The organism is Cohnella zeiphila (assembly GCF_014212055.1).
Lineage (GTDB): Bacteria > Bacillota > Bacilli > Paenibacillales > Paenibacillaceae > Cohnella > Cohnella zeiphila.
Genome location: NZ_JACJVO010000021.1, coordinates 229,036 through 250,383, shown reverse-complemented (window position 1 = coordinate 250,383; position 21,348 = coordinate 229,036). Strand labels below are relative to the sequence as shown.

At 49.2% G+C, this 21,348-nt stretch carries 13 protein-coding genes and 2 pseudogenes; 5 read left to right on the top strand and 10 right to left on the bottom strand.

Features of this window, described 5'->3' with window-relative positions; all coding sequences use genetic code 11:
* Positions 1-26 precede the first annotated feature (26 nt).
* Together H7C18_RS17755 and H7C18_RS17750 are read right to left on the bottom strand one after the other, a co-directional pair.
* Positions 27-320 (bottom strand): spore coat protein, encoded by a 294-nt coding sequence (locus H7C18_RS17755; RefSeq protein WP_185130418.1) that lies wholly within the window; start codon positions 318-320, stop codon positions 27-29.
* A 229-nt stretch (positions 321-549) separates the two neighbouring features.
* Positions 550-1,140, bottom strand: a pseudogene (locus tag H7C18_RS17750) (zinc-binding dehydrogenase); the annotation flags it as partial.
* A 191-nt stretch (positions 1,141-1,331) separates the two neighbouring features.
* Between H7C18_RS17750 and H7C18_RS17745 the strand changes: the two are divergent.
* The 5 genes from H7C18_RS17745 (at position 1,332) to H7C18_RS35780 (ending at position 7,763) form a co-directional block, all read left to right on the top strand.
* Entirely contained in the window at positions 1,332-2,882 is a 1,551-nt protein-coding gene (locus tag H7C18_RS17745) for a spore germination protein (protein WP_420481869.1), read from the top strand.
* Positions 2,879-3,994 carry a GerAB/ArcD/ProY family transporter gene (locus tag H7C18_RS17740; protein ID WP_337913691.1) on the top strand — a complete coding sequence of 372 codons (1,116 nt, stop codon included), beginning with the start codon at positions 2,879-2,881 and terminating at the stop codon, positions 3,992-3,994. Before H7C18_RS17745 ends, H7C18_RS17740 begins: the two co-directional genes overlap by 4 nt.
* Positions 3,939-5,093 carry a Ger(x)C family spore germination protein gene (locus H7C18_RS17735; protein ID WP_202887128.1) on the top strand — a complete coding sequence of 385 codons (1,155 nt, stop codon included), beginning with the start codon at positions 3,939-3,941 and terminating at the stop codon, positions 5,091-5,093. The genes H7C18_RS17740 and H7C18_RS17735 overlap by 56 nt, the downstream gene beginning before the upstream one ends.
* Positions 5,094-5,284: 191 nt before the next feature.
* Positions 5,285-6,757: a phospholipase D-like domain-containing protein gene (locus H7C18_RS17730; RefSeq protein ID WP_185130415.1), complete on the top strand. Its 1,473-nt coding sequence runs from the start codon at positions 5,285-5,287 to the stop codon at positions 6,755-6,757.
* A 472-nt stretch (positions 6,758-7,229) separates the two neighbouring features.
* Positions 7,230-7,763: a CBO0543 family protein gene (locus tag H7C18_RS35780; RefSeq protein ID WP_337913689.1), complete on the top strand. Its 534-nt coding sequence runs from the start codon at positions 7,230-7,232 to the stop codon at positions 7,761-7,763.
* Positions 7,764-7,927: 164 nt separating this feature from the next.
* On the opposite strand, the pseudogene H7C18_RS17725 reads toward H7C18_RS35780, so the two are convergent.
* From H7C18_RS17725 to H7C18_RS17690, 8 genes and pseudogenes are all read right to left on the bottom strand, one after another.
* Positions 7,928-9,484 (bottom strand): annotated as a pseudogene (locus H7C18_RS17725) (IS1182 family transposase).
* 187 nt (positions 9,485-9,671) lie between these two features.
* Positions 9,672-9,866, bottom strand: coding sequence for a YciI family protein (locus H7C18_RS17720; RefSeq protein ID WP_273386941.1), 195 nt, complete (start codon positions 9,864-9,866; stop codon positions 9,672-9,674).
* Positions 9,867-11,136: 1,270 nt separating this feature from the next.
* On the bottom strand, positions 11,137-16,050 hold the full coding sequence (locus H7C18_RS17715) for an InlB B-repeat-containing protein (RefSeq protein ID WP_185130414.1): 4,914 nt from the start codon (positions 16,048-16,050) through the stop codon (positions 11,137-11,139).
* A 745-nt stretch (positions 16,051-16,795) separates the two neighbouring features.
* Positions 16,796-17,566 carry an SDR family NAD(P)-dependent oxidoreductase gene (locus H7C18_RS17710; protein ID WP_185130413.1) on the bottom strand — a complete coding sequence of 257 codons (771 nt, stop codon included), beginning with the start codon at positions 17,564-17,566 and terminating at the stop codon, positions 16,796-16,798.
* Positions 17,567-17,579: 13 nt separating this feature from the next.
* Positions 17,580-18,482, bottom strand: a complete 903-nt coding sequence (locus H7C18_RS17705) for a sugar phosphate isomerase/epimerase family protein (protein WP_185130412.1) — start codon at positions 18,480-18,482, stop codon at positions 17,580-17,582.
* A gap of 18 nt (positions 18,483-18,500) precedes the next feature.
* Positions 18,501-19,175: an orotidine 5'-phosphate decarboxylase / HUMPS family protein gene (locus H7C18_RS17700; protein ID WP_185130411.1), complete on the bottom strand. Its 675-nt coding sequence runs from the start codon at positions 19,173-19,175 to the stop codon at positions 18,501-18,503.
* 40 nt (positions 19,176-19,215) lie between these two features.
* A complete protein-coding gene (locus tag H7C18_RS17695) occupies positions 19,216-20,256 on the bottom strand; it encodes a zinc-binding dehydrogenase (protein ID WP_202887114.1) in 1,041 nt (346 codons plus the stop codon).
* A gap of 32 nt (positions 20,257-20,288) precedes the next feature.
* A complete protein-coding gene (locus H7C18_RS17690; protein ID WP_185130410.1) occupies positions 20,289-21,341 on the bottom strand; it encodes a Gfo/Idh/MocA family protein in 1,053 nt (350 codons plus the stop codon).
* Positions 21,342-21,348 lie beyond the last annotated feature (7 nt).

Genomic DNA, 21,348 nt, shown 5'->3' with positions numbered 1-21,348 from the left:
CGAGTTTGGCGAATATTCCAGTGATTCTAATGCAAATTCAGCGCGGTTTCAGCATTCTTCAGGTCCAGTCGAAGCTGCTCTTCCGCATCCCAAGGGTGATACCAATCTTTGCCGATCATGTAGTTCACCATTTGTTCATGCATGTCGATCGCTTCATCCAATTGTCGGATCAACGTCTGCCTAATTTCCGGACTAGTCGTTTCGGTGACGGCCATCGCGTAGTTCCGGACGCCGCTCTTCGCGGCGATGAGCAGATCGGTCGCGATGACTTGATCGGTGAGTACGTTCATGCCTGTCAAATATTCAATCATCCTGTTCATACGGTCGTCCCCCCTTTCCCCGGCTTTGGTCAGAATCGCGCTCAGTTCTCTCAGCTGTCGGGTCCCTTTTTTACTTGATACCTTGATATCCTGTGTCATCAGCCATTTGAGCTCCGGATCCGATACCAGGGCCTGCTTCGTCTTGGATTTGGTCAGACAGTTGGTTACATGGTGATCTCGTGAACCTCCAGCGTCTCGTGCAATTCCATGGCAAGTCGTCCCTTCCGCGCTATGGTTTGAGAATGACCTTGATGCAGTTATCCGATTTGGTGTCGAAGATGTCGTAGCCGTGCTTGGCTTCGCCGAGAGGAATCACGTGCGTGATAATATCGCCCGGGTCCACTTTGCCACTGGCGACCAGCTCGTACATATGGGGCATGTAGTGAATGACCGGAGCTTGGCCGGACCGGATGTTGACGTTGCGCTGCATGATGTCGCCTAACGGGAAGCCGTTATACCTGCCGCCGTAAACGCCGGTAATTTGGATCGTTCCGCCCTTCCGAACTGCCTGAGTAGCTGTGATAAGCGCGCCGAGCGAGCCTCCCTGAAGCTTCAAGCCGCTGGCGAGAAACTCCAGATCGCTCATCTTGCCGTCCACCCCTACGGCATCGATGACCACATCGGCGCCGCCCTTCGTTATCTCCTTTAAGTAGCCGTCGATTTCCGGCTGCGATTCGAAGTTGACCGTCTCCACGTGATTATTCCGCTTGGCATGCTGCAGCCGATAATCGATATAATCTACCGCGATGACGCGTTTGGCGCCTTTGAGCCAGCAAAATTTCTGCGCAAGCAGCCCCACCGGACCGCATCCGAGTACGATCGAAAGCCGCGTTTCGGTTTCTATAGGTGTCTAACCAGAATTAATGTACCCTCGCGCCCTATTTCAATCCGCGAACGACAACGATATTTCCTTCACTTTCTTTATGGGCACGAACATGTGTTGCAGTTGGATAATTTTTCAGCCCCCGCCCATACTAACCAACATCCACCACTGAGGGGATTGGCTAAGCTTTGACTTACAGGGAAGGGGTCTTCGTTTTGAAGCGCAAATTATCGGGAACCGATCGACTCAGTTCGTCTGACGCTAACCTAGAGCAAGCTCTCGATGTTCCCGTTCGATTGGAAGCGCTCTGTCAATCGTTAGACTGCATGGCAGATGCCGAAGTGCAAGAATGCCCACTCCCGAACGGACGATCGTTGACGATTGTTTACGTCATTACACTGATCGACTCCGAACGGTTAAACGAAGCCGTGCTCGAACCGTTGTCGACAATTGGGAGCGAAAGAGAAGACACGAACGGCCAAGAGCCGGGCTCGTGGGTCCGAAGCGTGAGCGTCACCCTCTCCCCATTCACCCTGCAGTCCGAAGCGAACGGCCGATTAATGCAAGGCTCCGTCCTCATTTACGACGGCGAAACCGGGATATGGCGAAGCTGCAAACTGGAAAATCCTCTCGGACGAGCGATCGAATCTTCGGAGACGGAGACGATCCTGCTGGGCCCGAAGGATAGCTTCAGCGAACAGATCGACGAAAATATGACGTTGATTCGACGGCGTCTGCCGGTAATGAAGCTAAAAGCTGAAAAGTTCTTGGTCGGTACCTTAAGCCGGACAACCGTCGTTCTTATGTACTTGGAAGGAATCACGAATCCGGATCTGGTGAACGTCGCCAAAGCAAAACTGTCCAAAATCGATTACGACATGTTTCTCGATTCTTCCCATGTCGCCGCCTTTATGGAAGATCATAACGCGAGCCTGTTCCCGCAGTTTATGCAGTCGGACCGACCAGATTCTTGTGTCAATTCACTGAATATGGGAAAGCTGGTTATCCTCGTCGACAATACGCCTTTTGCCCTGATCGCGCCGATCACTTTTTTCAATCTGTTTCAGTCGCCCGAAGATTACATCAACCGTTGGATCGTGGCCAGTTCGTTGCGGTGCCTACGCTACTTCAGCTATTTCTTATCGTTCACACTAATTCCGCTGTACGTTGCCTTATGCACTTACCATTATCAGATGATTCCGCTGCAGATCCTTTATGTGCTGCTGGAATCGCGGAGCCGGCTGCCGCTGTCGCCGTTCTGGGAGGCGATGGCCATGCTGATGACGCTGGAGATCATTAAGGAAGCCAGTCTGCGAATGCCGAGCAAGACGAGCCAAACGCTTGGCGTCATCGGCGGCATCGTCATCGGCCAAGCATCCGTGGAGGCCGGCTTTGCCAGCAAAGTGTTGATCGTCCTGGCCGGCATATCGGCGATCGCCTCCTTTCTTTCCCCCAATTATGTATTAAGCAAGTCCAGTCTGATCGTTCATATGACTTTCCTCATGCTGGCCTCCTGGCTGGGAGTTCCGGGAATGGTGCTTGGCATGGTTGCCCTGTTGGCCCATCTGAACGGTCTGACTTCCTTGAATCGACCTTATCTGGCTCCTGTCGCGCCTTTTCTGGGCAAAGACTGGATCGATTTGTTCATACGCGGCCCCCTTAAAGCCATGAGGCAGCGGCCCTCGTATTTACTGCCCTTGTATAAGTGGAGATACAGCCAAAGGAGAAAACCGTCGTGACCCCCTTCTCAATCTTCCGCCGGACGACCGATTATGGCGGACTGTATGCGATGTTGCTCGTAAACCGGCTTCAAATGGTCTATTTCGCGCTCGTTATTCCTGCCTATCTGGTCCAGCCTTATATGATCTGGGCGATATTCGCCGCAGGAGTTCTGTCGCAACTCAACCTGTGGCTGCTCTCCAAATGGTTCGCTTCCCGATATCCCGAACAAGGACGAGGCGGATTCGTCAACTTATTCGGCGGTACGACGCTCCGTTTTCTGGCGGCAATCGGTCTGGTTGCGCTGACGGTCAAAATCATCGTGATAACGCTTGGCTACACAGACATCATCCAGCAGTTCATCTTTCCGACGATGAACCGTACGTGGTTGATTCTCTTCCCGGCAGCGCTCGCTTGCTTTATAGCGATGCACGGTATGGAGAGCTTGATCCGTTTCGTGGTCATTGCTTTTCTCTGCACATTCTGGATTCTGATCTTGTTCCTCTACTTCTGGTTTGCCGGCCATGGTTCTATCCGGGATCTGTATCCCATCCTGCCGCCAAGTTGGTCCGCAGGAGATTGGAACTCATTGCTCCTCTTATTCTCCTCATTGTCGGGCCCGGAGTATTTGGTCTGTTTGGCTCCCTGGCTCAATCCTCGGCGGCATCCGTTGAAGTACATGTCTATCGGCAACACCATGACCATTCTTGAGTACTTGGTTTTATTCGCGACCGCGGTTATATTTTACGGTCCCCGTTATTTGAGCACGATTCGTTTTCCGGTGGTCGATATGACCCGATACTTCCAATCGCCCATCTTCGAGCGCATCGATATCTTCGTCGTGCCGATCCATATGATTTATTTTATTTATGCGCTCTCCTTATTCCTTCTGCTGTTCTTCGGGGGGGTGCGGATCGTGGCGAATCGAGCGAACCGACCTCCGGTACGAACGGCGTTTCTGGTCTGCTGCGCGATCGTAACGGCTGCGATCGCTTGCGCCGATGAATGGTCTTGGGAATCGAAAGTACGGCTCAATATCTGGCAGGATCTGCAAATCGGGCTTGGCGCGGCCGGCTATGCGGTGGTTCCACTGCTGCTTGTGGTCGCCATTCGCAGGAAAGGGCGTGCTTGAGGTCGTGCGGGCAACGAAATGGCTACCCTTATTTCTTTTTCTCGGAAGCGTCTGCGTGGCAGTCTCCGGCTGCAGGCCGCTGCCTCAGAAGAACACCCTCGAGGAACTGGCACCGGTAATCTTCTGGTCGATCGACGAAGGAACGGGCGGCAAACTGAAGATCAGCACGATGGTACCACCGCTGATCCAAGAACCGAAGAAGCTGCTGACGCTTCAAGTCGATCTTTTGGAGCAAGGAACCAAAGGCTTTAATCTTCGTTATGATCGTGAATGGAAGCTCGGTCAGCTGAGGATTCTGCTCATCAGCGAATCATTGGCGCGAAAAGGCATCGGTTCTATCATCAATACGTTGATGACGAATCCGGAAATTTCCCAGCGGCTCTTCCTTGCGGTGGTTAAGGGAGATTTCGATCGTTACGTCGGTTCCCAGCTCAAGGAGCAAAGCCAACTGGATTACGCGTTATACCGGATGTTCAAACATTACGAGCGCAAAAACCAGGGCGAACTAACCATCGTCAATTTGCATCAATTTATGAAAAAGGTATATTCCCGCTATTCAGATCCTGTCCTGCCGATCTTCCAGGCCGACGAGGCGGATTTTGTTTACGAAGGAAGCGCCTTCTTTAAGCGAGACAGGCTTGTCGCGAATACGGATAAGTCAAAGGATCAAATGTTTCAGCTTTTGTCCAACCGGCATGTACTAAAGCTGTTCCCGATTCCGCGGTATTACACGACGATCGGACAGCTTCGATCCAAAGTGCGCTGGAAGCTAAGCCGGGACCATTCAGAGCTATCCGTTACGGTGGCGTTAAGAGGCCGAATCCAGGAGTATCGAGGGGCTCGGAATCTGTATAAGCGAAGTGAACTAGGTGCCCTGAAGAAAGAGATCCAGTCCTGGTTGGAACAGCAGACGCGCGCGTTGCTGGAGTCGATGCAGCGAGAGGGCGTCGACCCCCTTCAGATCGGAGACTTGACGCTACGCCCGGCTTCCAAGCCGATTGACAGGGAGGAATGGCTGCAGGAATGGCGGAAGATGCGGCTAAATGTTCGAATCGATCTGAATATTCAACCGCTAACCAAAGTTAGCGGCGAGTTTTAATAATGGTCATCCCTGCTCCAGGGCCCTCAATTATCCATAAACAGGGCTCAGAATACACATTCGAAGGTATTTCCCCCTTTCCTCCAAAAATAAGTTGTGTAAGTTTCGAGATCGATCAGTTAACAAATTGGATATTCCCCCGAAATTTGGGCAACTTATTTGTAAGAGATAATTATGAGGAGGTTTTTGTAATGTGGATTTTAGGGCTCTACATATTGAATGCATTCTTTATGATAATCGTAGCCATCCGAGAAGTGCGCAAACCGGCAAAAGCTTTGAATTGGCTGGTAATCGCTCTTATTCTGCCGATAATCGGTTTCGGTATCTATCTCCTCATTGCCAATCCGGTGCGAATTCGTCGGGAGAGACTCACATCTTCGCATGATGTAGTGGATCCATTGCCTGATTCGTTCAGCCGAGCATCCTCGATCATCGCCTCATCATTATGGCCGTTGACCGTGCACGGTCATCGTAAAGGGCGTGTCCAAATTCTAACCAACGGCATTGAAACCTATAAGAAGCTCATCGAATCCCTACAGAACGGGCAACACACAATTGATGTGGAGTATTATATTTATCGGGATGACCAAGTCGGCAGAAGGATCACGGACGTATTGATCGAACGGGCCAAATCCGGCGTGCAGATCCGGTTTGTTAGAGACGGTTGGGGAAGTTGGCAATTTCCGCGCAGTCAGATCAATCGGATGATGGAGTCTGGAATCGAATGTCGGACGATATTTCCGATTCGTTTTCCCTGGCTACCCGCTTTGACCTACCGCGATCATTGCAAGAATGTCGTGATTGACGGAAAAGAGGCTTTTACTGGCGGCATCAATGTAGGATATGAGTATACGGGATTAAAGCCCGATGTAGGATTCTGGCGTGATACCCATATGCGCATTCTTGGGGAGGCTGCGAACGATTTACAAGTGCTATTCGATGTCCATTGGAAAATCGCGACGCAGGAAAAGATGAACAGAAAATCTTCGCTGAAGCCCTCTCCTGATAAAAATCAGAGGTCACAATTCGACAATCCTTTAGGCGGATTAACACCCTCGACGGGAGAATGGGGAGCTGACCTGGGTGAGGCCGATCACGCTCCAGGTCCGGAGCATCATGCTTACCTGCAGACACTGGAAAGTAATCCTGGCGTGCCAACTCAAGTCATCCGTCAGGCTTACTTCATTTGTATGACGCAGGCGACTCGGACCCTTGACATCACGACGCCTTATTTCGTGCCGGATGCGGATATCATCATGGCTTTAAAAACAGCCGTGGCACGAGGCGTATGCGTAAGATTGATGGTTCCGCGGCATGTTACTCCAAAAATCGTGGGACCTGCGAGCCGTTCCTTTTATGGAGAACTGCTGGAAGCGGGGGTTCACATATATATGTACGAGAAAGGCATGGTCCATGCAAAAGTGATGATCATTGATGAGGAAATGGCAGGGATCGGTTCGGCGAATTACGATTTGCGAAGCTTTCGACTGAATTACGAAATACTAGAAATGTTGTACAGTGTCGACACGGCGCGGGATCTCACCAAGCAATTCGAGCGTGATCTCATGGATTCCACGCCTTTACTCATAGAAGAATTGCAACATCGCTCGTATCTACAGCGCATCATCGATCAGACAGCACGCCTGCTTTCACCGCTATTATAAACAGTAGAAATGGTCGCAGAAAGTGATTGTCCAAATGAAGTCCGCTCACCTTTAGCGAATGAAGCTTGACATCGGATCGAACGAGGAAGCGGCTGCGATCGATGAACAAGTGTCTGTCGAATCAATTGGTCTTGCGACGCTCACACTTGTAGGAACAAATCCTGTCTTTGGCAAGCTGCATGAGCATAATGTTCAGGTTATGCGCTTTGGTAAGCAGCAGTCTGTATTTAAGTTGCTTGGGAAGTTGGCGCGAGTTCGTGGGTATGGTTCAGAATGAGGAGTCTTTTGCAACGGGAAAAACGGTCCAAACATACGTAAACGCAGTTTAACCCTACCAAACATCGACTACACGCTGGCACAGCTCTGCGCGTTTCAATTCTGGAAGAAGTCCCGCGAAGATCGCGAAGCCGCATGGAGCGATTACCTCGGCCTTTATTATGGTTGTGGTTTTTGGCGATACTGAGAACATCCCATGCAATCGAGGTTAGATGTATTTATGACAATGGATAGAATCATTTTGATTGGAATCTGGATCGTAACCAGTGTGCTTGTCATCATCACGACTCCGCGTAACAAAATGCGGGAAGCCATAGTCATCTTTTTGTTTAAGCAAGCGCTGACTTGGCTCTTTGGGTTTCTGGTTGTGCAGTACAAATTATTAGAATATCCTGTACGGGAGTTCCCCTATGCGTCAAGAAGCAGTTTCTCTTTCGAGTATTTTATTTATCCTTCAATCTGTATCGTTTTTAATTTGAGATTTCCGGAGAATAAGAGTGTTGTCCACAAAACACTATGGTATCTGTTTTTCCCTAGCTGGATGACCGCCGCGGAGGTGCTATTAGAAAAACATACTCACCTCATTAGGTACATAAATTGGCATTGGTATTGGTCTTGGGGCTCACTTCTGTTTACCTTCTACCTGTCCAGGCTGTTTTATCTCTGGTTTATGAAGAAACAAACGGGAGGGAGTACCTCTAAGTGTACTGGCTTATTTAACCAACAATAAACGATAAGCCTGCCGGCGGGATCCGGCAGGCTGTTCAATTAACTGGCAGAATAGCATATTCCTCGGGCAAAAGAGGGGCTGTCTCAGAAGTAAGTTCGCTCACGTGACGGACAGCTCGCTTGACGAATAAACATGCCGGAAATGAAGAAATGGTATCAGGGAGGTTATCCCTGTACCGCCAGTTTACGTTTCTGGTCTATTGCCGCTTTCTTTATCAAATTATGGGCAAGCGCAAGCCATCCGACCTGAGGCTCACTTTCGGCAGGCCTCGAAGCAGGAATCGCCGGAATCCCCGTTTGTTCTTTATCTGTCCAAATTCACTCTCCGGCTCGATCATCCTTCGAACCGCCAGTTCATGCCCTTCCTCACTTCGGAGTTTCTCTTTCACTTATTGTTTATAACGCAAATACTGTAGGCTAACGCTAATTTCCCGATCCCCTTGCGCCTTGGTGCAAGCACTCTTTAGCGGGCATCCTTCGCAACTTCAGCTTCGGTAATGCCGCTTTCGAATCTCAAACCCGCTTTCCGTCGTTTCTTTGCTTTCATATCGGAAGAGCAATTTTCGTCCTGCTGCACACGTCCAGCTGTCCTCATCTTCGTGATATTGACAGTTGTCTATTTTGCTGATGTCTTTCTGCCATGCTTTCGACTTCTCCTTGTGATAGGTACTGTACTTCGAGAGCCTCCATGTTTTCTTCTTCCAAGTAAGCGTAGTTCTCCTCCCCTCCATAACCGGCGTCCGCGATGACCATTTCCGGCAGCTTGCCAAGCGCGGCTTTGACCTTCTCAAGTGAGGCTTTAGGCACCGCGTGTCCGTCGGCCGTTGGTGGAGACTATAACCGATAATGAACTGATTTTCCGTTCCAATCTGAACATTGTAACCCGGTTTAAGCTGTCCGTTGCGCATGTGGTCTTCCTTCATGCGCATGAAAGTAGCGTCAGGATCCGTCTTGCTGTAGCTATTCCGATCTCCAGGGATCTCCTGCTGCGCCTCATATTTTTGCAGACGGGGGAGCAGGTCCTTGCGGAGCGTGCTGACCGCTTTCCTTAGGGGCTTGTCTTCTGGCTTTGCTTGCAGCTTGGCCTCTAGTTGCTGAACGGCGGCCCCCAGCTTGTCGCTCGTTAGCGAGGACGCTTCGTCCAGTTCGATGAGGTCCTGGCTGCCCTGATCCTGCTCTTCTTGCTTTTCTGTTTCTTCGATAGTTGCAATCAGGGCCTGTACTTTCTCCTGCAACTTTCCTTCTGATTCATGACCGCCTTGCCCCAGACGAACGTATACCGATTGGCATTGGCTTCGATCTTGGTACCTTCGACAAAATAGTGCTCAAGCCTTATGTATTTTCCCTCGGCGAGTAATTGAAGGACGTCAGTGAAGATCGTCTCCAGGACGTCTCTTTCATGCGCTTGGAACGGAAACGTTTGATGGTGCGAAAATCCGGACGCTGTCTGCCGGCAATCCACATGAACGTTATGTTTTCACGTACGGCTTTTTCGATTTGGCGAGACGAGTAAATCCGCTGCGTATAGGCGTAGATGATGACTTTGGTGAGCATCTTCGGATGGTATCTGTCTCGTCCACCGCCGGGATACGCGACAGCGAAAATTTTGTCGTCCGAGCGATTGATGGCTTCGTTGACGACACGAACGACATGCTGAGGAGGGATGTCGTCCTCAAGGTCCATTGGCAAGAAAAGTTGGTCCATGGTATATTGAATGTGCAAAGAAACCCCTCCTTTGGTTATGGTTGGGTGGTACCTCCATTTTACCAAAGAACGGTTTCTTTTTGTTGTCAAAGTTGTAAAGGGGCTGCCCTCCTTTGCTTTACAGATATACGCTATTCGATTATCTTATCCGTCCCTACGTGTTACTTCGGTAAGACTGCCATCATTGGATAAAAGTCTGTAGTCATTATTCCCGCATCACGGCAGGATCTTCTGCAATGAGTTTTGGGACTTGATCTGCATTCTCAACCTCAATGATGGCGAGTCCATGAGGGTCGTTCGGTTTTCGAACAGGGCCGAAAATCAGTGCAATCTCCTGATTTTGCTTTTCCGTCCAATAGGCGATGTGTTGATTCATAGCGTTCCGTTCTTCTGCGGTCATACCCTGAAGTGGTATTTTCCGACATAATATGTCCCTCCATCACCCTAAAATGTATTTGAATACCATGATGCTCAATGATAATTATTCCTTGATTCTCTTTCGAAATTCAAGCCGAACGAAAATTACTGCAACGCAAAAGCTGCCGTTATTTGTAGTAAGTCTCACCACAATTGATCTTTAACAAAACTACCTCCACGAACAAACACTATTCTCCGGATTGCTCGTTCTTTCTCACGAATACGGCGATCACACGAATACTATTACCATGATTAACTGGTACAGTAATCAAGATGAAGAAATTCTTGGGGGGCGGAAAAAGTGCGAAACAACCTCCCTTAGACCACCTGCTGTAAATAGTGGTTACTAAGGAACGATTTAGTCGCACCTTTGGATCTCCACAAGGACTCATGGCGGTGAACCCTCCCATGTCTCCCAGAGTCTTCGCTCCCACATTCCTTCATTCAACCTGTCCATGAGGTGGAGGTCAGGTATGCTGCCCGCCAAGATCTTCGTCCGTATGTTAGTTAACTCCGACTCATCCGTGCTTCTGCTGTCATGGTATTGCTTCGTTAAACGTCCCGTTCGTTACGTTCGGCAGAATGGAAGCAGGAGTCTGAATTAACCGGGCGTGTGCTTCAGCGGTTGACGGATGAATCGCTCGGACAACCTGTTGCCCGCAGGCTTTCGAACACTGGGGCGCATCGCCTGGCATATTGTATGCATGGCAATATGCCCTGACGATCGGAACCGCTCAATGCTTCAACTTGTCGGACTACCGGCCCATCGTGTTCTCGCATAGCTTCCTGGTCATCGCAATTACGATGTGGGAATCGCCTAACTTCCAGGAAATGCTCAGCTCTATCCAAACGTCAGGCATTGTCGACTTCATTCTTTGCCTCGTTTTCATGCCAGCTGCTTTGCTGATTATTGCCCTGATTTGCAGAAGTTTTGAATCTGGGAAATAAAGAGTGGACTAGCGAAGGAAATGAAGAAGTCACTGAGTCCGTACGACCTTTGAGAGTACTCACTTTTTCATGTTTCTAATAACTATTAATTTACTCTAATTGAACTTAAAAAAGGATTTAGGAACAGACGACGCCCCATACAACGAAAAAGGAGCGAGTGGATTCTCGCTCCTACTTCATTAGTAACTTCGGGACTACCAACGTCTCGAATTACCATAACGAATCGTTGCCTTCGAAGCTCTGAGCTTCCGAAGCCTGTAGTACCTTCGACTGTGCTAATTTCCAAATAAGGCTAGAGGTCACCCCTATCGAATCGTTTCGTTAAAATTTCCATTACCATTGCCATTACCATTGCCATTACCATTACCGTTGCCGTTACCACTTCCGTTACCACTGCCATTGCCGTTACCGTTGCCATTTCCGTTACCATTTCCGTTACCATGGCCATTGCCGTTGCCGTTACCATGGCCATTGCCGTTACCACTGCCATTAGTATTAGTGCCACCGTCGGTCACGATAACCGTGATTGTGCCCTTCGGCATCGCTACATAATCGATCTTTCCGTTAATAATTTGGGCAGTGTTAACCAGTTTCATGTCGTCTGTTGCGTTCGCGGAAATGGATTGCCATACTTCCGCGTTATTGCCGTACAAGCCGTCTACTGTAGCTGTCGCTGTTGCCGTGTTTGTATTGTTGGAGGGGTTTACCAACAAAACAACCGTCTTGTCATGGGTCACAAAGGAAACCGCATCCATAAACTTATTTGTGGTGACATTCGTGCCGGGAACGTTTGTAGATACCGTTCTGACATATGCCTCTCCAGCCTTGATGCCGTCTTTGAGTTCGTTAAAGACTTTTGAAAAGACATAATACGCTCCCGATTTCTGGTTGCCCGTACTCGACAAGCTGTCATTTCCAACTATGTTGTTTACCGTCATTCCGGTCTTCCACATTACCCACGATTCCCAATAATTGAATTTGACAGCTGCCATATCGGAAATAAAGCTTGAAATGGTCGCGTCGTTGAAATATCTGTCTCCAGGCATATCCTCATACCAAAGTGCATGCTCCGTCTGCCAGGTGTCGCGGCCCTTTCCTTGCGCTTCATATCCAGCCCGGTAGTTATTAATACGCTGAGTGTTTGCGTAATAGGTGTGGGCCGCAAAAGCGTCTATCGCGTCGTCAAGTTCCTTGTCAGTGCTTAGGCGCGTCCAATGATCAGTTTGGCCATTGAAGGGAGTTGGGCTACCATCCGTAAGATTACTCAGATAGACATCCAAATAATTCAGTTCACCAGCATCGTTATAACCCAATTGGACGTTCTGGAAGCCTTCTTCATTCATAGCCTTGCGCAACGCTTTGTTCAGCCTAACAGATTGCGCTACAGGCATTCCGGTGAAGTCAATCCCGCTACCGTTGACCGGGGCGTTCGGCTCGTTCGCAACAGTTACCATGAGCGGCAAGTCGTAACCTTTATCCCTTATTTGCCTTAACACGTACATAATGGATTCGATCTGCAACGGTTCGTATTGTTCTAGTAAAGTCCCGCCGCTGTAGCATGAAGCAGGCAAATTGTTGATACCGGGCGAAATATTGTAAGGTGTGTCGTTGTCATTAAGCCATTTGATCTCATCAAGTATGCCTTGGATTCTTTGTTTTCCAGTCATTTTTTCATACACAATATCAGTCGGCTTACCATCCAACCCAAAGAGATTATACTGATTATGATAATAGATACGTGCAACGGTTATACCCATATTCTTTATCGTATTCATGCCGTCTTCGTTTTCGGTTACCGGGAATCCGGTGTCAGGTATCGGCCACGGCATACCTCCGCCCAGACCTTTAACTTGCTGCTGATTTTCAGGGCTTACAGTAATGCTGCTAGAGCCCGACACCTTCTTCCAATTCGCGTATAACAAGATACTAGAGGTTATAGGAGTATCGGCTGTAAATTTCGTTCCCGCTCCGTTTTCTCCAGTGAACCATCCGTCGAACTCATATCCGTATTTTTCTGGATTGGCCGGCCATTGCGTGCCTACCGTGCCATTAGCCGGTAACGTCACGACTTTGACTTCCGTTCCGTCATTTTGGAACGTTACATTGTAGAAGTCCCCTGGGAGCTGCCTCCAATACGCGTGCAAAGTGGTGTCGATGGTGGGAATCATATCGCTTGTGAATTCCACTCCTGTCCCGTTTTCTCCTGTGAACCATCCGTCGAATTCAAAACCAGGTCTATTCGCGGGATTAGCCGGCCATTGCGCGCCCAGAGATTCACCCGCATCAACGGTCTTTGTAACGGTGTCACTCAAATTTACAAACGTGACATTGTACAAGCGCGCAAGCTCGATATCATCGATGTATGCAGTGGAGCCGCTCCAAAGATTCAACCCGAGCTCCTGGCTTCCCGCCGCGGTAGTGGTAAAGCGTTTCACAATTTCCTGCCAATCTCCGTTGGTATTGTTGAAATCCGTTCTTGGGTCATAATTCTTTACATAAGTTGCTCCGCTGCCAGTTGAATTGACCCAAACCCGCCATTCATAGGTGGCATTTGCGGGTACAGATGTGCCGAATAAGGCCATATAGTCATCCGGGGGACTAACCATCTTAACGGCGTAACTCCCCGAATGAACGACGTCTGTTTGAACTGTCGGTGTGCCATTTTTACCCCACTGCGAAGACAATGTTCCCGATTCAAAACCAGGATCAGGCAGTGTAGGCCCCATGATGTCGCTAATCTTCACCCAGTCGGCGTTTACCGTCATATCGCCGGTGGGAACCGTGTTTCTGTTGAATGCCGTTCCCGATCCTTTTGTTCCTGTGAACCATCCGGCGAAGGCATAACCGTCTCTTACGGGATTAGCCGGCATATTATCCTTGCCCAGTGATTCTCCTTTCGTAACGGTCTTTAAGGTATCTGCGGAACCTTCGCTCTTGAACGTTACTTTGTTGTTCTCCTCTTCTGCTAACGTACCAAAAGCTTTTCTCCAGGCTTGTTCAAGTTCCGGAGTTATTTCGGGCTGGATTTCGTATTCAAAATATGCATGCCAGCTACTGCTTAAATGCAATCTGGATAGGATCTCATAATGATCCAACGTCCATTGCTCTCCGCCTCTGTTCACGCCAGAGGCGTTATCCAGGAAGTCGCCGCTGTTGATGCCGCTTTCGCCGAGATAAGCCGGAACATTTTTAACATTCCTGATGTAATCCAAAGGTACTGTGTATGCGTATTCCAAGAAGTCTTTGTTCATCGCCCAGGCAGTGCCGTTATAACTCACGCTTATACTCGGAGTCACAGTGCCGCCGATCGCGGTCTGGCTCTTCATTTTGACTGATATTTCATATGTGTGGTCCTTCGTCAACGCAAACTTGGCATTGTCGCCATTGACGGATGGATCTCCTGAACTTGGTCTTGTGAATTTAAGCGCCTGCTCTGTCGCGTCATACACAAAACCTTTTTGTGCAAGAGTACTCGAATTGAAAACGGCATTCATTTGTGATGCGGAGCTAAAATTAACATCGGTTATTGTAGAGACCAGCTTGTTACTTTCGTCATATTCTTTTACAACCAAGTCCTTGAACCACACATTTGCACCCGCGGGTACGCTATTCAGGGCCAAATGTACTCTGCCAATATTGTAACCCGTCGATCCGGTGTCGGTAGCAGTGAATTTGTTAGTTACCGTCACGTAATCGGTCGCGTCATCCGGTATCTTATTCGGGTTGGACATAGGTATGGCATTATAATTCGTTTCGGATCCATAACCGGTTTTCGCAAAGGATGCAGAAGGATAGACGTTATTCCCCCACGTGGGGTTCGGCCAGTTTCTCCATGCATCGAGCATGGTGGAATATTCAACATTCCATGTGCCATTGCCTAGATAAGCTCCATTACTTGCGGTCACTGTACCATCGGGAAGGAAATTATTTGTCGCTGTTTGATGGTTGTAATTGGCAGGCTCATAGACATGATAAGTGTACGCGTAGTTGTTGTCGTTGATATCGGGAAAATAGTATTTGCCATCAGTGGCCCAGCGCCATTCCATGTAATCGTTTCTTGGTTGTGTATCGTTGCCAATCCATAGACGCTCTACAACGATAACGTGATTTTGGTCTATTGCCCTGATAGCGTCTACTACACGCTGCGCGAGAGCCGACCACTGAGCAACTTGCGCCGTGAAAGGAGCTGCTCCGGTACCAGGCGATGCTATCTTCGGCTCGTTTACGACATCGTAACCAGCGATGACTGGTTCGTCCTTATAAAGCCTCGAGATCGTTTCCCAGAACCGAATAAGCCCTTCCTGTTTTTCTTTGTCGGTAAACAAAGTCTGATCGCTTATTTGTGTATTTGCATCGCCCGGTGTGAAGTGCAAATTCAGCATCAGCGTCATGCCGTATTTCTTCGCCCACGCGATGCGTGGGTCAAGGTAAGCCCTAATCTTTGCCTCGTCAAATTCATACGGGGCTGTATAACTTGTTTGGAATTGCGGCGCCGCCATGTAGAGACGGGAATGGTTAAAGCCGATATCGGCATATTTCGCGAAATCAGCTTCGGTAAATCTGTTGTAAGGCGCAGTGTCACTTGCGGTGCCGCCCCACATTCCGATACCTCTGAAAACAACCTCGTTACCATTGCCGTCTACAAACTTTGACCCGTCTGTATGAATAAATCCTGACGGCTCCGGATTACTGGGCTCTTCCCCCACCTTTTTGAGCTCAAAATCATCCGCATAAACGACGCCCGTATTCGTCTGATTCAATCCGACTTCAATTTTTGTTGTTGTTTCTGAGGCAGTAAAGGGGATCGTTAGTTTCTGCCAACCATCAGTATTGGCGGCAGACGCTATTTGTTGGCTATCGTTTCCTATATCGGGATCTTTAACATAAGCCCTAATGCTGGCGTCACTCCCGGAAGCGTATACCCAAACTGATAATTCGTATTCAGTGCTTGACTCTATCGGTATTTGGTATTGAGCTAAATAGCTCGACCACGCCACCGATCCTTGAAGCCTGACGGCATAATTCCCTGAGTGAACAATTTCACTTTGAACAACCACATCTGTAGCAGGTCCCCACGGAGTCAAGTTTCCTGATTCAAAACCGGCATTTTGCAACAGGGTCGCCTCGCTAGCTGTAGTGGGCTTAGCAAAAGATATCGCTGAAGCGAAAAGTATAAACGCGAGAACGATAAACATTCCTCTTAGGTTACCTTTGTACATTTAAAACACCACGATCCTTTCTCAATATACGGATTACCTGTCTTAAACAGGCGATGAATAGTAGATACCGTTTATCTTGAACCTAACCACTACGAAGATGAGACTGTGTTGCATGAAAGCCAGTGTATGACGATGCGTTTAAGAAATAAACGGTCCAGCATAGTTAAGAGAGCGGCAAGCCGATGGCGGAAGTCGATCCGCGAATTGAAGGTCAACGACGATGAAGAGGTTCGCAGGAGAGCGGGAAATCGCCATGAGCGCAAGTGTTCAAGTTGGAAGAGCACCAGGTGAGGGAGATGCAGAAGCGGATTCGAACTGCAGGAGGAAAACGAGATTTTGCACTTCTTGCAAAAGACCGCCAGTAACGTATTAGTTCTTGCACACCGCTTCGGATAGAAGTTGTTTGCAGTGGCTATTACAAATGACTAAACCGTCCGGCCGGTGATCGAGCCGTCGCCGTCAGGAATGGGCAAGACAGATCCAAGACGTGTTTGTCGACTCCGGTCAGTTTTGAAGCTCGAAGGTGACGAAGCAGTTAACGCGCTACGATACTCCCATTTCTGGGCATACCACTCGAATCATGACAACAAAGTGTGAAGATTTGTGATCGACATCACCCAATGACCTCCCTTCTTTTATTATGCTCTCGAAAACTTAAAACGCTTTCGAGATCTATGTTTTGAGGTTTGAGTTTTTTCTCATTCCTCTAAACATTCTCCAGATATACAGTTTGTTTGTTTTACCGCTAGATACGGTGCCCCCCAGTGATGACGAGTTCGGTTCCGGTTACCTGGCTGGATTCGTCGGATAGAAGATAAATGACACCATAAGCATTATCTTCAGCCGTTTGCAGCCGGCCACTTGGAATCGCCACTTTTCCCATTTCATTTAACCGGTCTGCGCTTACGCCCATGCGATTGTGCAGCTCAATTTCACCATCGGTTGCGACCCAACCCACCGTAATCCAGTTGCAGCGAATGCCTTGCTCCGAATAATTACCGGCGATATGTTTACTTAACGTCAGCATCGCGCCTTTGGAGCATGAATAGGCGGCAAGATCCTTCTGTCCCTTATAAGCATTGGTGGAACCAATTTGAACGATAGATCCTCCGCCTGTGCGTGACATCGCCTTCATTGCATATTGCGAACAGAAGAAAGCGCCCTTTATGTTGACGTTAAAAACGGCGTCGAACAACTCTTCTGTCGTATCCAGCAGATCACCCCTTGGGAAGATGCCTGCGTTGTTCACCAATCCGTCGATTCGTCCAAAATGCTCCACTGTCCGCTCGATCAATATACGGCAATCGTCTATACGGCTGACGTCGGTTTTAACAAAGAGGGCATCCGTCCCCAACGTCTCCTTAATGTCCCGTACAACCTGCATACCGTCTTGCTCGTTTCTGCCGCTTACGACCGCAAGCGCTCCTTCTGCAGCGCACATTTTGGCGATGCCTTTGCCGATTCCTTTGGTAGCGCCGGTGATGACGACGACCTTGCCCGCCAACCTGTTGCCCATTTCACGCCACTCCTTAAGCCAGATACTCTGCCATTTTCACCTTGAGGAAATCGACCGATTCCTGCAATTCTCCCATTCCATTCACTCCATCTTCGATCGAGATCCACCCACGGAAATTGATGCTCCGCAAATGCCCGAAGATGGCATCGTAATCATTGAGACCTCTGCCAATAATGCCGTGTGCAAGGGCTGCCGAATAACCATGCAAGGAATAATTCTTCAAATCATCAAGCGTGTATCCTTCCTTCAGATATCTATCGCTTGCATGAATCGTCATGATTCGGTTTTTGACCTTCTCTATCAGTTTTAAAGGGTCTTCGCCGGCGACAATCGCATTGGAGGGATCATAATTCACGCCAAACCACGGCGATGAAATTTGCTCTATAATTTCCAGATAGATGTCGGACTGCTGAGCGAACTCCGGGTATTTCCAGAACCCGTCTTTATAATGGTTTTCCATGACGAGATGAACCCTTTTTTCTTCGGCATACGGAAGCAACTGTTTGATCGATTCCACGGTCCAGCGGATTCCGTCTTCCCTAGATATCCCGGGACGATTCTGGCCAGATAACACGCGGGCGCTGCGAAATCCCTCCGGGCCGAGAATATCCATGGTTTCGATCATTTCGATCAATTTCTCGATCTCTCGGCGACGGAAGTCAGCATCGGGATGCGTGAAATCGGGTGACGAGCACATCATCGGGATTTCCAACCCGTTTTTCTCGGCAGCATCTTTCACCTTAAGCAAGTATTCAATATCCATTTGCTTTAAAAACGAGGGATACATCTCCAATCCGTCCGCGCCCAGCCTGCCTGCCATTTCAATCCATTCGAATACGCTCATTCGGCCGTCGGTAAGTTCATCTATATATCCTTTTGGAAACACGGACAGCCTTGCTCGCATGTTGGAGCTCATGATCAACTCCTCCCCTTCTCAGTTGTTTTTCACCTTTGCAACCAGCTCGCGGAGCACCGACAACAATTCAGTTTTGTCCGTGCTGGGACGAAACTCCTTTTTGTCGATGACCAAAGGTGCTCCGACAACAACCAGAGGGGCTCCGTGCTTCGGCATTTCCGCGGCCTGATCCACGGAGAGACCTCCGACGGCCTGTACGGGAATGGAAACAGCCTTTACGACGGCGTCCAGGTGATCGAACGGACTCCGCGCCGGGTCTTCTCCTCTCTCATCGAACGACGTATGCACGATAATATAATCCGCGCCGTTTGCTTCCAGCATTTTCGCGCAGGCAACGGGATCGGGGGCGGCCATAATGTCTCCCATCACCTTAATATTGTAATCACGGGCGGCTTTCACGACCGCACGGATCGTCGCAGGATGGGCAACCCCCATGACAACGACGTGAGTGGCCCCGGCCTTGGCCATCATTTCCGCCTCTAAATAACCGCCGTCCATCGTTTTCAAGTCCGCCACAATGGGGTGTTTCGGATATGCTTTGCGTAGCGCGGCCACGGCGTGAAGCCCTTCGCCAAGCAACAGCGGCGTACCGGCTTCTATCCAGTCCACACCTGCCTCCACGGCTACTTCCGCCATCTCGAGAGCTTCCCTTATATTTGTTAAGTCAAGCGAAATCTGTACAATTGGTTCCATTCGGTTTTCTCCCTTTACTATTTTTGTATGTTTCGTCCCCTTACGGATTCGGCTGAATGATAGATTTCGCATGTGCAAGGGAGTCCATTTCAACGAACGCCTGTTGCCATTGATCAATATCGTATACCTTCGTCATCGGCAGCGGGTCGATTTCCCCTTTACCCATCATCAGCAGCACTTTTTCCCACATCGGGTAGTTATGGCTGAACGATCCCTGCAGGCGAGCCGCTTTCTGGATCAGAGGGTCGAGGGAGAATCCGACGGGGGACGGTCCCCAACCAATTTTCGTAATTTGTCCTCCCGGACGTACGACTTCGACGCTCTGTTTCAGGGTAACGGAAATGCCCACGGCATCCAGAACGAGATCCGGACCAAAGCCATCACCATAGGACATGACTTCCTTCACAACATCTTGCTCGTCGGCAACGATCACGCTATCGGCGCCGAACTGCCGGGCGATTTCCAACCGGTTCTTATCCTTGCTGGTGCCGACGATCATTAATTGCCCCGGGGAAAACAGCTTCGCGATCTGTACGCACATCAATCCGATCGGGCCGGGTCCGATCACGACAACATGGTCGCCCGGGCGAATCCGGGAATGATGGGCAACCGCATTGTAGGCAACACAGGTAGGCTCCGTCATGGCCGCTTTTTCAAAGGACACGTTGTCTGGAACCTTGTGTACGATGGCCTCCCGCGTTTTCACGTATTCCGCCATGGCACCATCTTCTAGGACACCGAACCCTCGACGGTTCGGACATAGATTGTAATGGCCGGTTCGGCAGTAAATACAAGTCTCACATACATATGCAGGTGTTTCACTAACCACCCGGTCGCCCGACTGGAACAGGGTGACCTCCGTTCCCACATCGGCGACAATACCGGAGTATTCATGTCCAAGCGTAACCGGACGCTTAACGGGAAATCCCTGAATGTCGTGATACATATGCAAATCGCTGCCGCAAACGCCTGCTGCTTTCACTTGGATTAAAATGTCTTTCGGTCCTAGCACAGAAGGAATTGGGACGTCCCGAATTTCCACGCTTCCGGGTCCGGATGAGTAATTGATAACCGCCCTCATGTACATTCTCCTTTCGTTTATCATCGTGTTCTTCACTCGACAGAAACGATCATCTTCTTTTCCGTGGAACGGATCATGCTGTGAAGCAAACGGAGAGTTTCCAGGTTATCTCGGCCGCTGATCGAAGGCTCGCGATTTTCTTGGATGGCGTTCATTAATTCAAACATCGACCCGTAAAAGGCGTCTACGAACCATCGCCCCGGCGGAGTAACGCGCGTCCATTGTCCAGGATTGTCTTTGGTATAATAGTCCAGTTCGAAGACGGTATAGTCGTGACTAATTCGGCCATATAAACTCCCTTTCGTCCCTTCAACCGTAAAACTCCAAAAAGCTTGGTTTGACTGCAATGTGTCTACAGTAATCAACGAAGCTCGTAACCCGCTGGCGAATTCCATCGTCGTCAATACAGTCATGTCGGATTGAATGTGTTGTCCAGGCATGCGGGTTCCGCTGGTATATACACGTTCGGGGGTGCTTCCAGACCAAAAACGCATCAAGTCCAAATGATGGATTTCATAGTCCACTAGCAAAAAATTCGGAACTTTCGCGAACCAAGTACCAGCCAATGCCTCGTCCTGATTGATCCGCATTTCATGTGTCATCAAATAAAGTTCACCCAATATCCCCGAGTCAATGATTTCTTTTGCCTTTCTATAGAAAGGAGCGAATCGAGCATTTTGGTTTACTGCAAGGCGAACCCCATGTTCGCTTGCTGATCGAACCATTTCTTCGGCCTGTTCAATTTGATGGGCGAACGGTTTCTGAATGAGGATATGCTTTCCTGCTGCGACCGCTTCTTTTACAATGTCCACCCGTCCTTCATTTGGGATGGCAATGTCAATAATCTGAATATCGTTTCGTTTCAGCAATTCCCGATAATCGGTCGTGCTGAAAGGGATTTCCCACTTTTGCGCCGAATTTCGGACCGCATTCTCGTTGATGTCGCAAATCCCAATGATATTCAATCCAGCCTTGCGGTAAGCTGGCAGATGAGCATAGTTAACAATGCCTCCTGCGCCCACGATGCCAATACCGTAATCATGCTTGCAGGGCAAAGGATAAATCAAAGAGTTCGCTGTGGACATTTCGGTT

Bases quoted from the DNA above. Each gene is read 5' to 3' on its own strand.
- H7C18_RS17755 (WP_185130418.1), bottom strand. From the start codon at position 320: ATGAACAGGATGATTGAATATTTGACAGGCATGAACGTACTCACCGAT.
- H7C18_RS17735 (WP_202887128.1), top strand. From the start codon at position 3,939: ATGCGGTGGTTCCACTGCTGCTTGTGGTCGCCATTCGCAGGAAAGGGC.
- H7C18_RS17730 (WP_185130415.1), top strand. From the start codon at position 5,285: ATGTGGATTTTAGGGCTCTACATATTGAATGCATTCTTTATGATAATC.
- H7C18_RS35780 (WP_337913689.1), top strand. From the start codon at position 7,230: ATGCAATCGAGGTTAGATGTATTTATGACAATGGATAGAATCATTTTG.
- H7C18_RS17720 (WP_273386941.1), bottom strand. From the start codon at position 9,866: ATGACCGCAGAAGAACGGAACGCTATGAATCAACACATCGCCTATTGG.
- H7C18_RS17715 (WP_185130414.1), bottom strand. From the start codon at position 16,050: ATGTACAAAGGTAACCTAAGAGGAATGTTTATCGTTCTCGCGTTTATA.
- H7C18_RS17710 (WP_185130413.1), bottom strand. From the start codon at position 17,566: ATGGGCAACAGGTTGGCGGGCAAGGTCGTCGTCATCACCGGCGCTACC.
- H7C18_RS17705 (WP_185130412.1), bottom strand. From the start codon at position 18,482: ATGAGCTCCAACATGCGAGCAAGGCTGTCCGTGTTTCCAAAAGGATAT.
- H7C18_RS17700 (WP_185130411.1), bottom strand. From the start codon at position 19,175: ATGGAACCAATTGTACAGATTTCGCTTGACTTAACAAATATAAGGGAA.
- H7C18_RS17695 (WP_202887114.1), bottom strand. From the start codon at position 20,256: ATGAGGGCGGTTATCAATTACTCATCCGGACCCGGAAGCGTGGAAATT.
- H7C18_RS17690 (WP_185130410.1), bottom strand. From the start codon at position 21,341: ATGTCCACAGCGAACTCTTTGATTTATCCTTTGCCCTGCAAGCATGAT.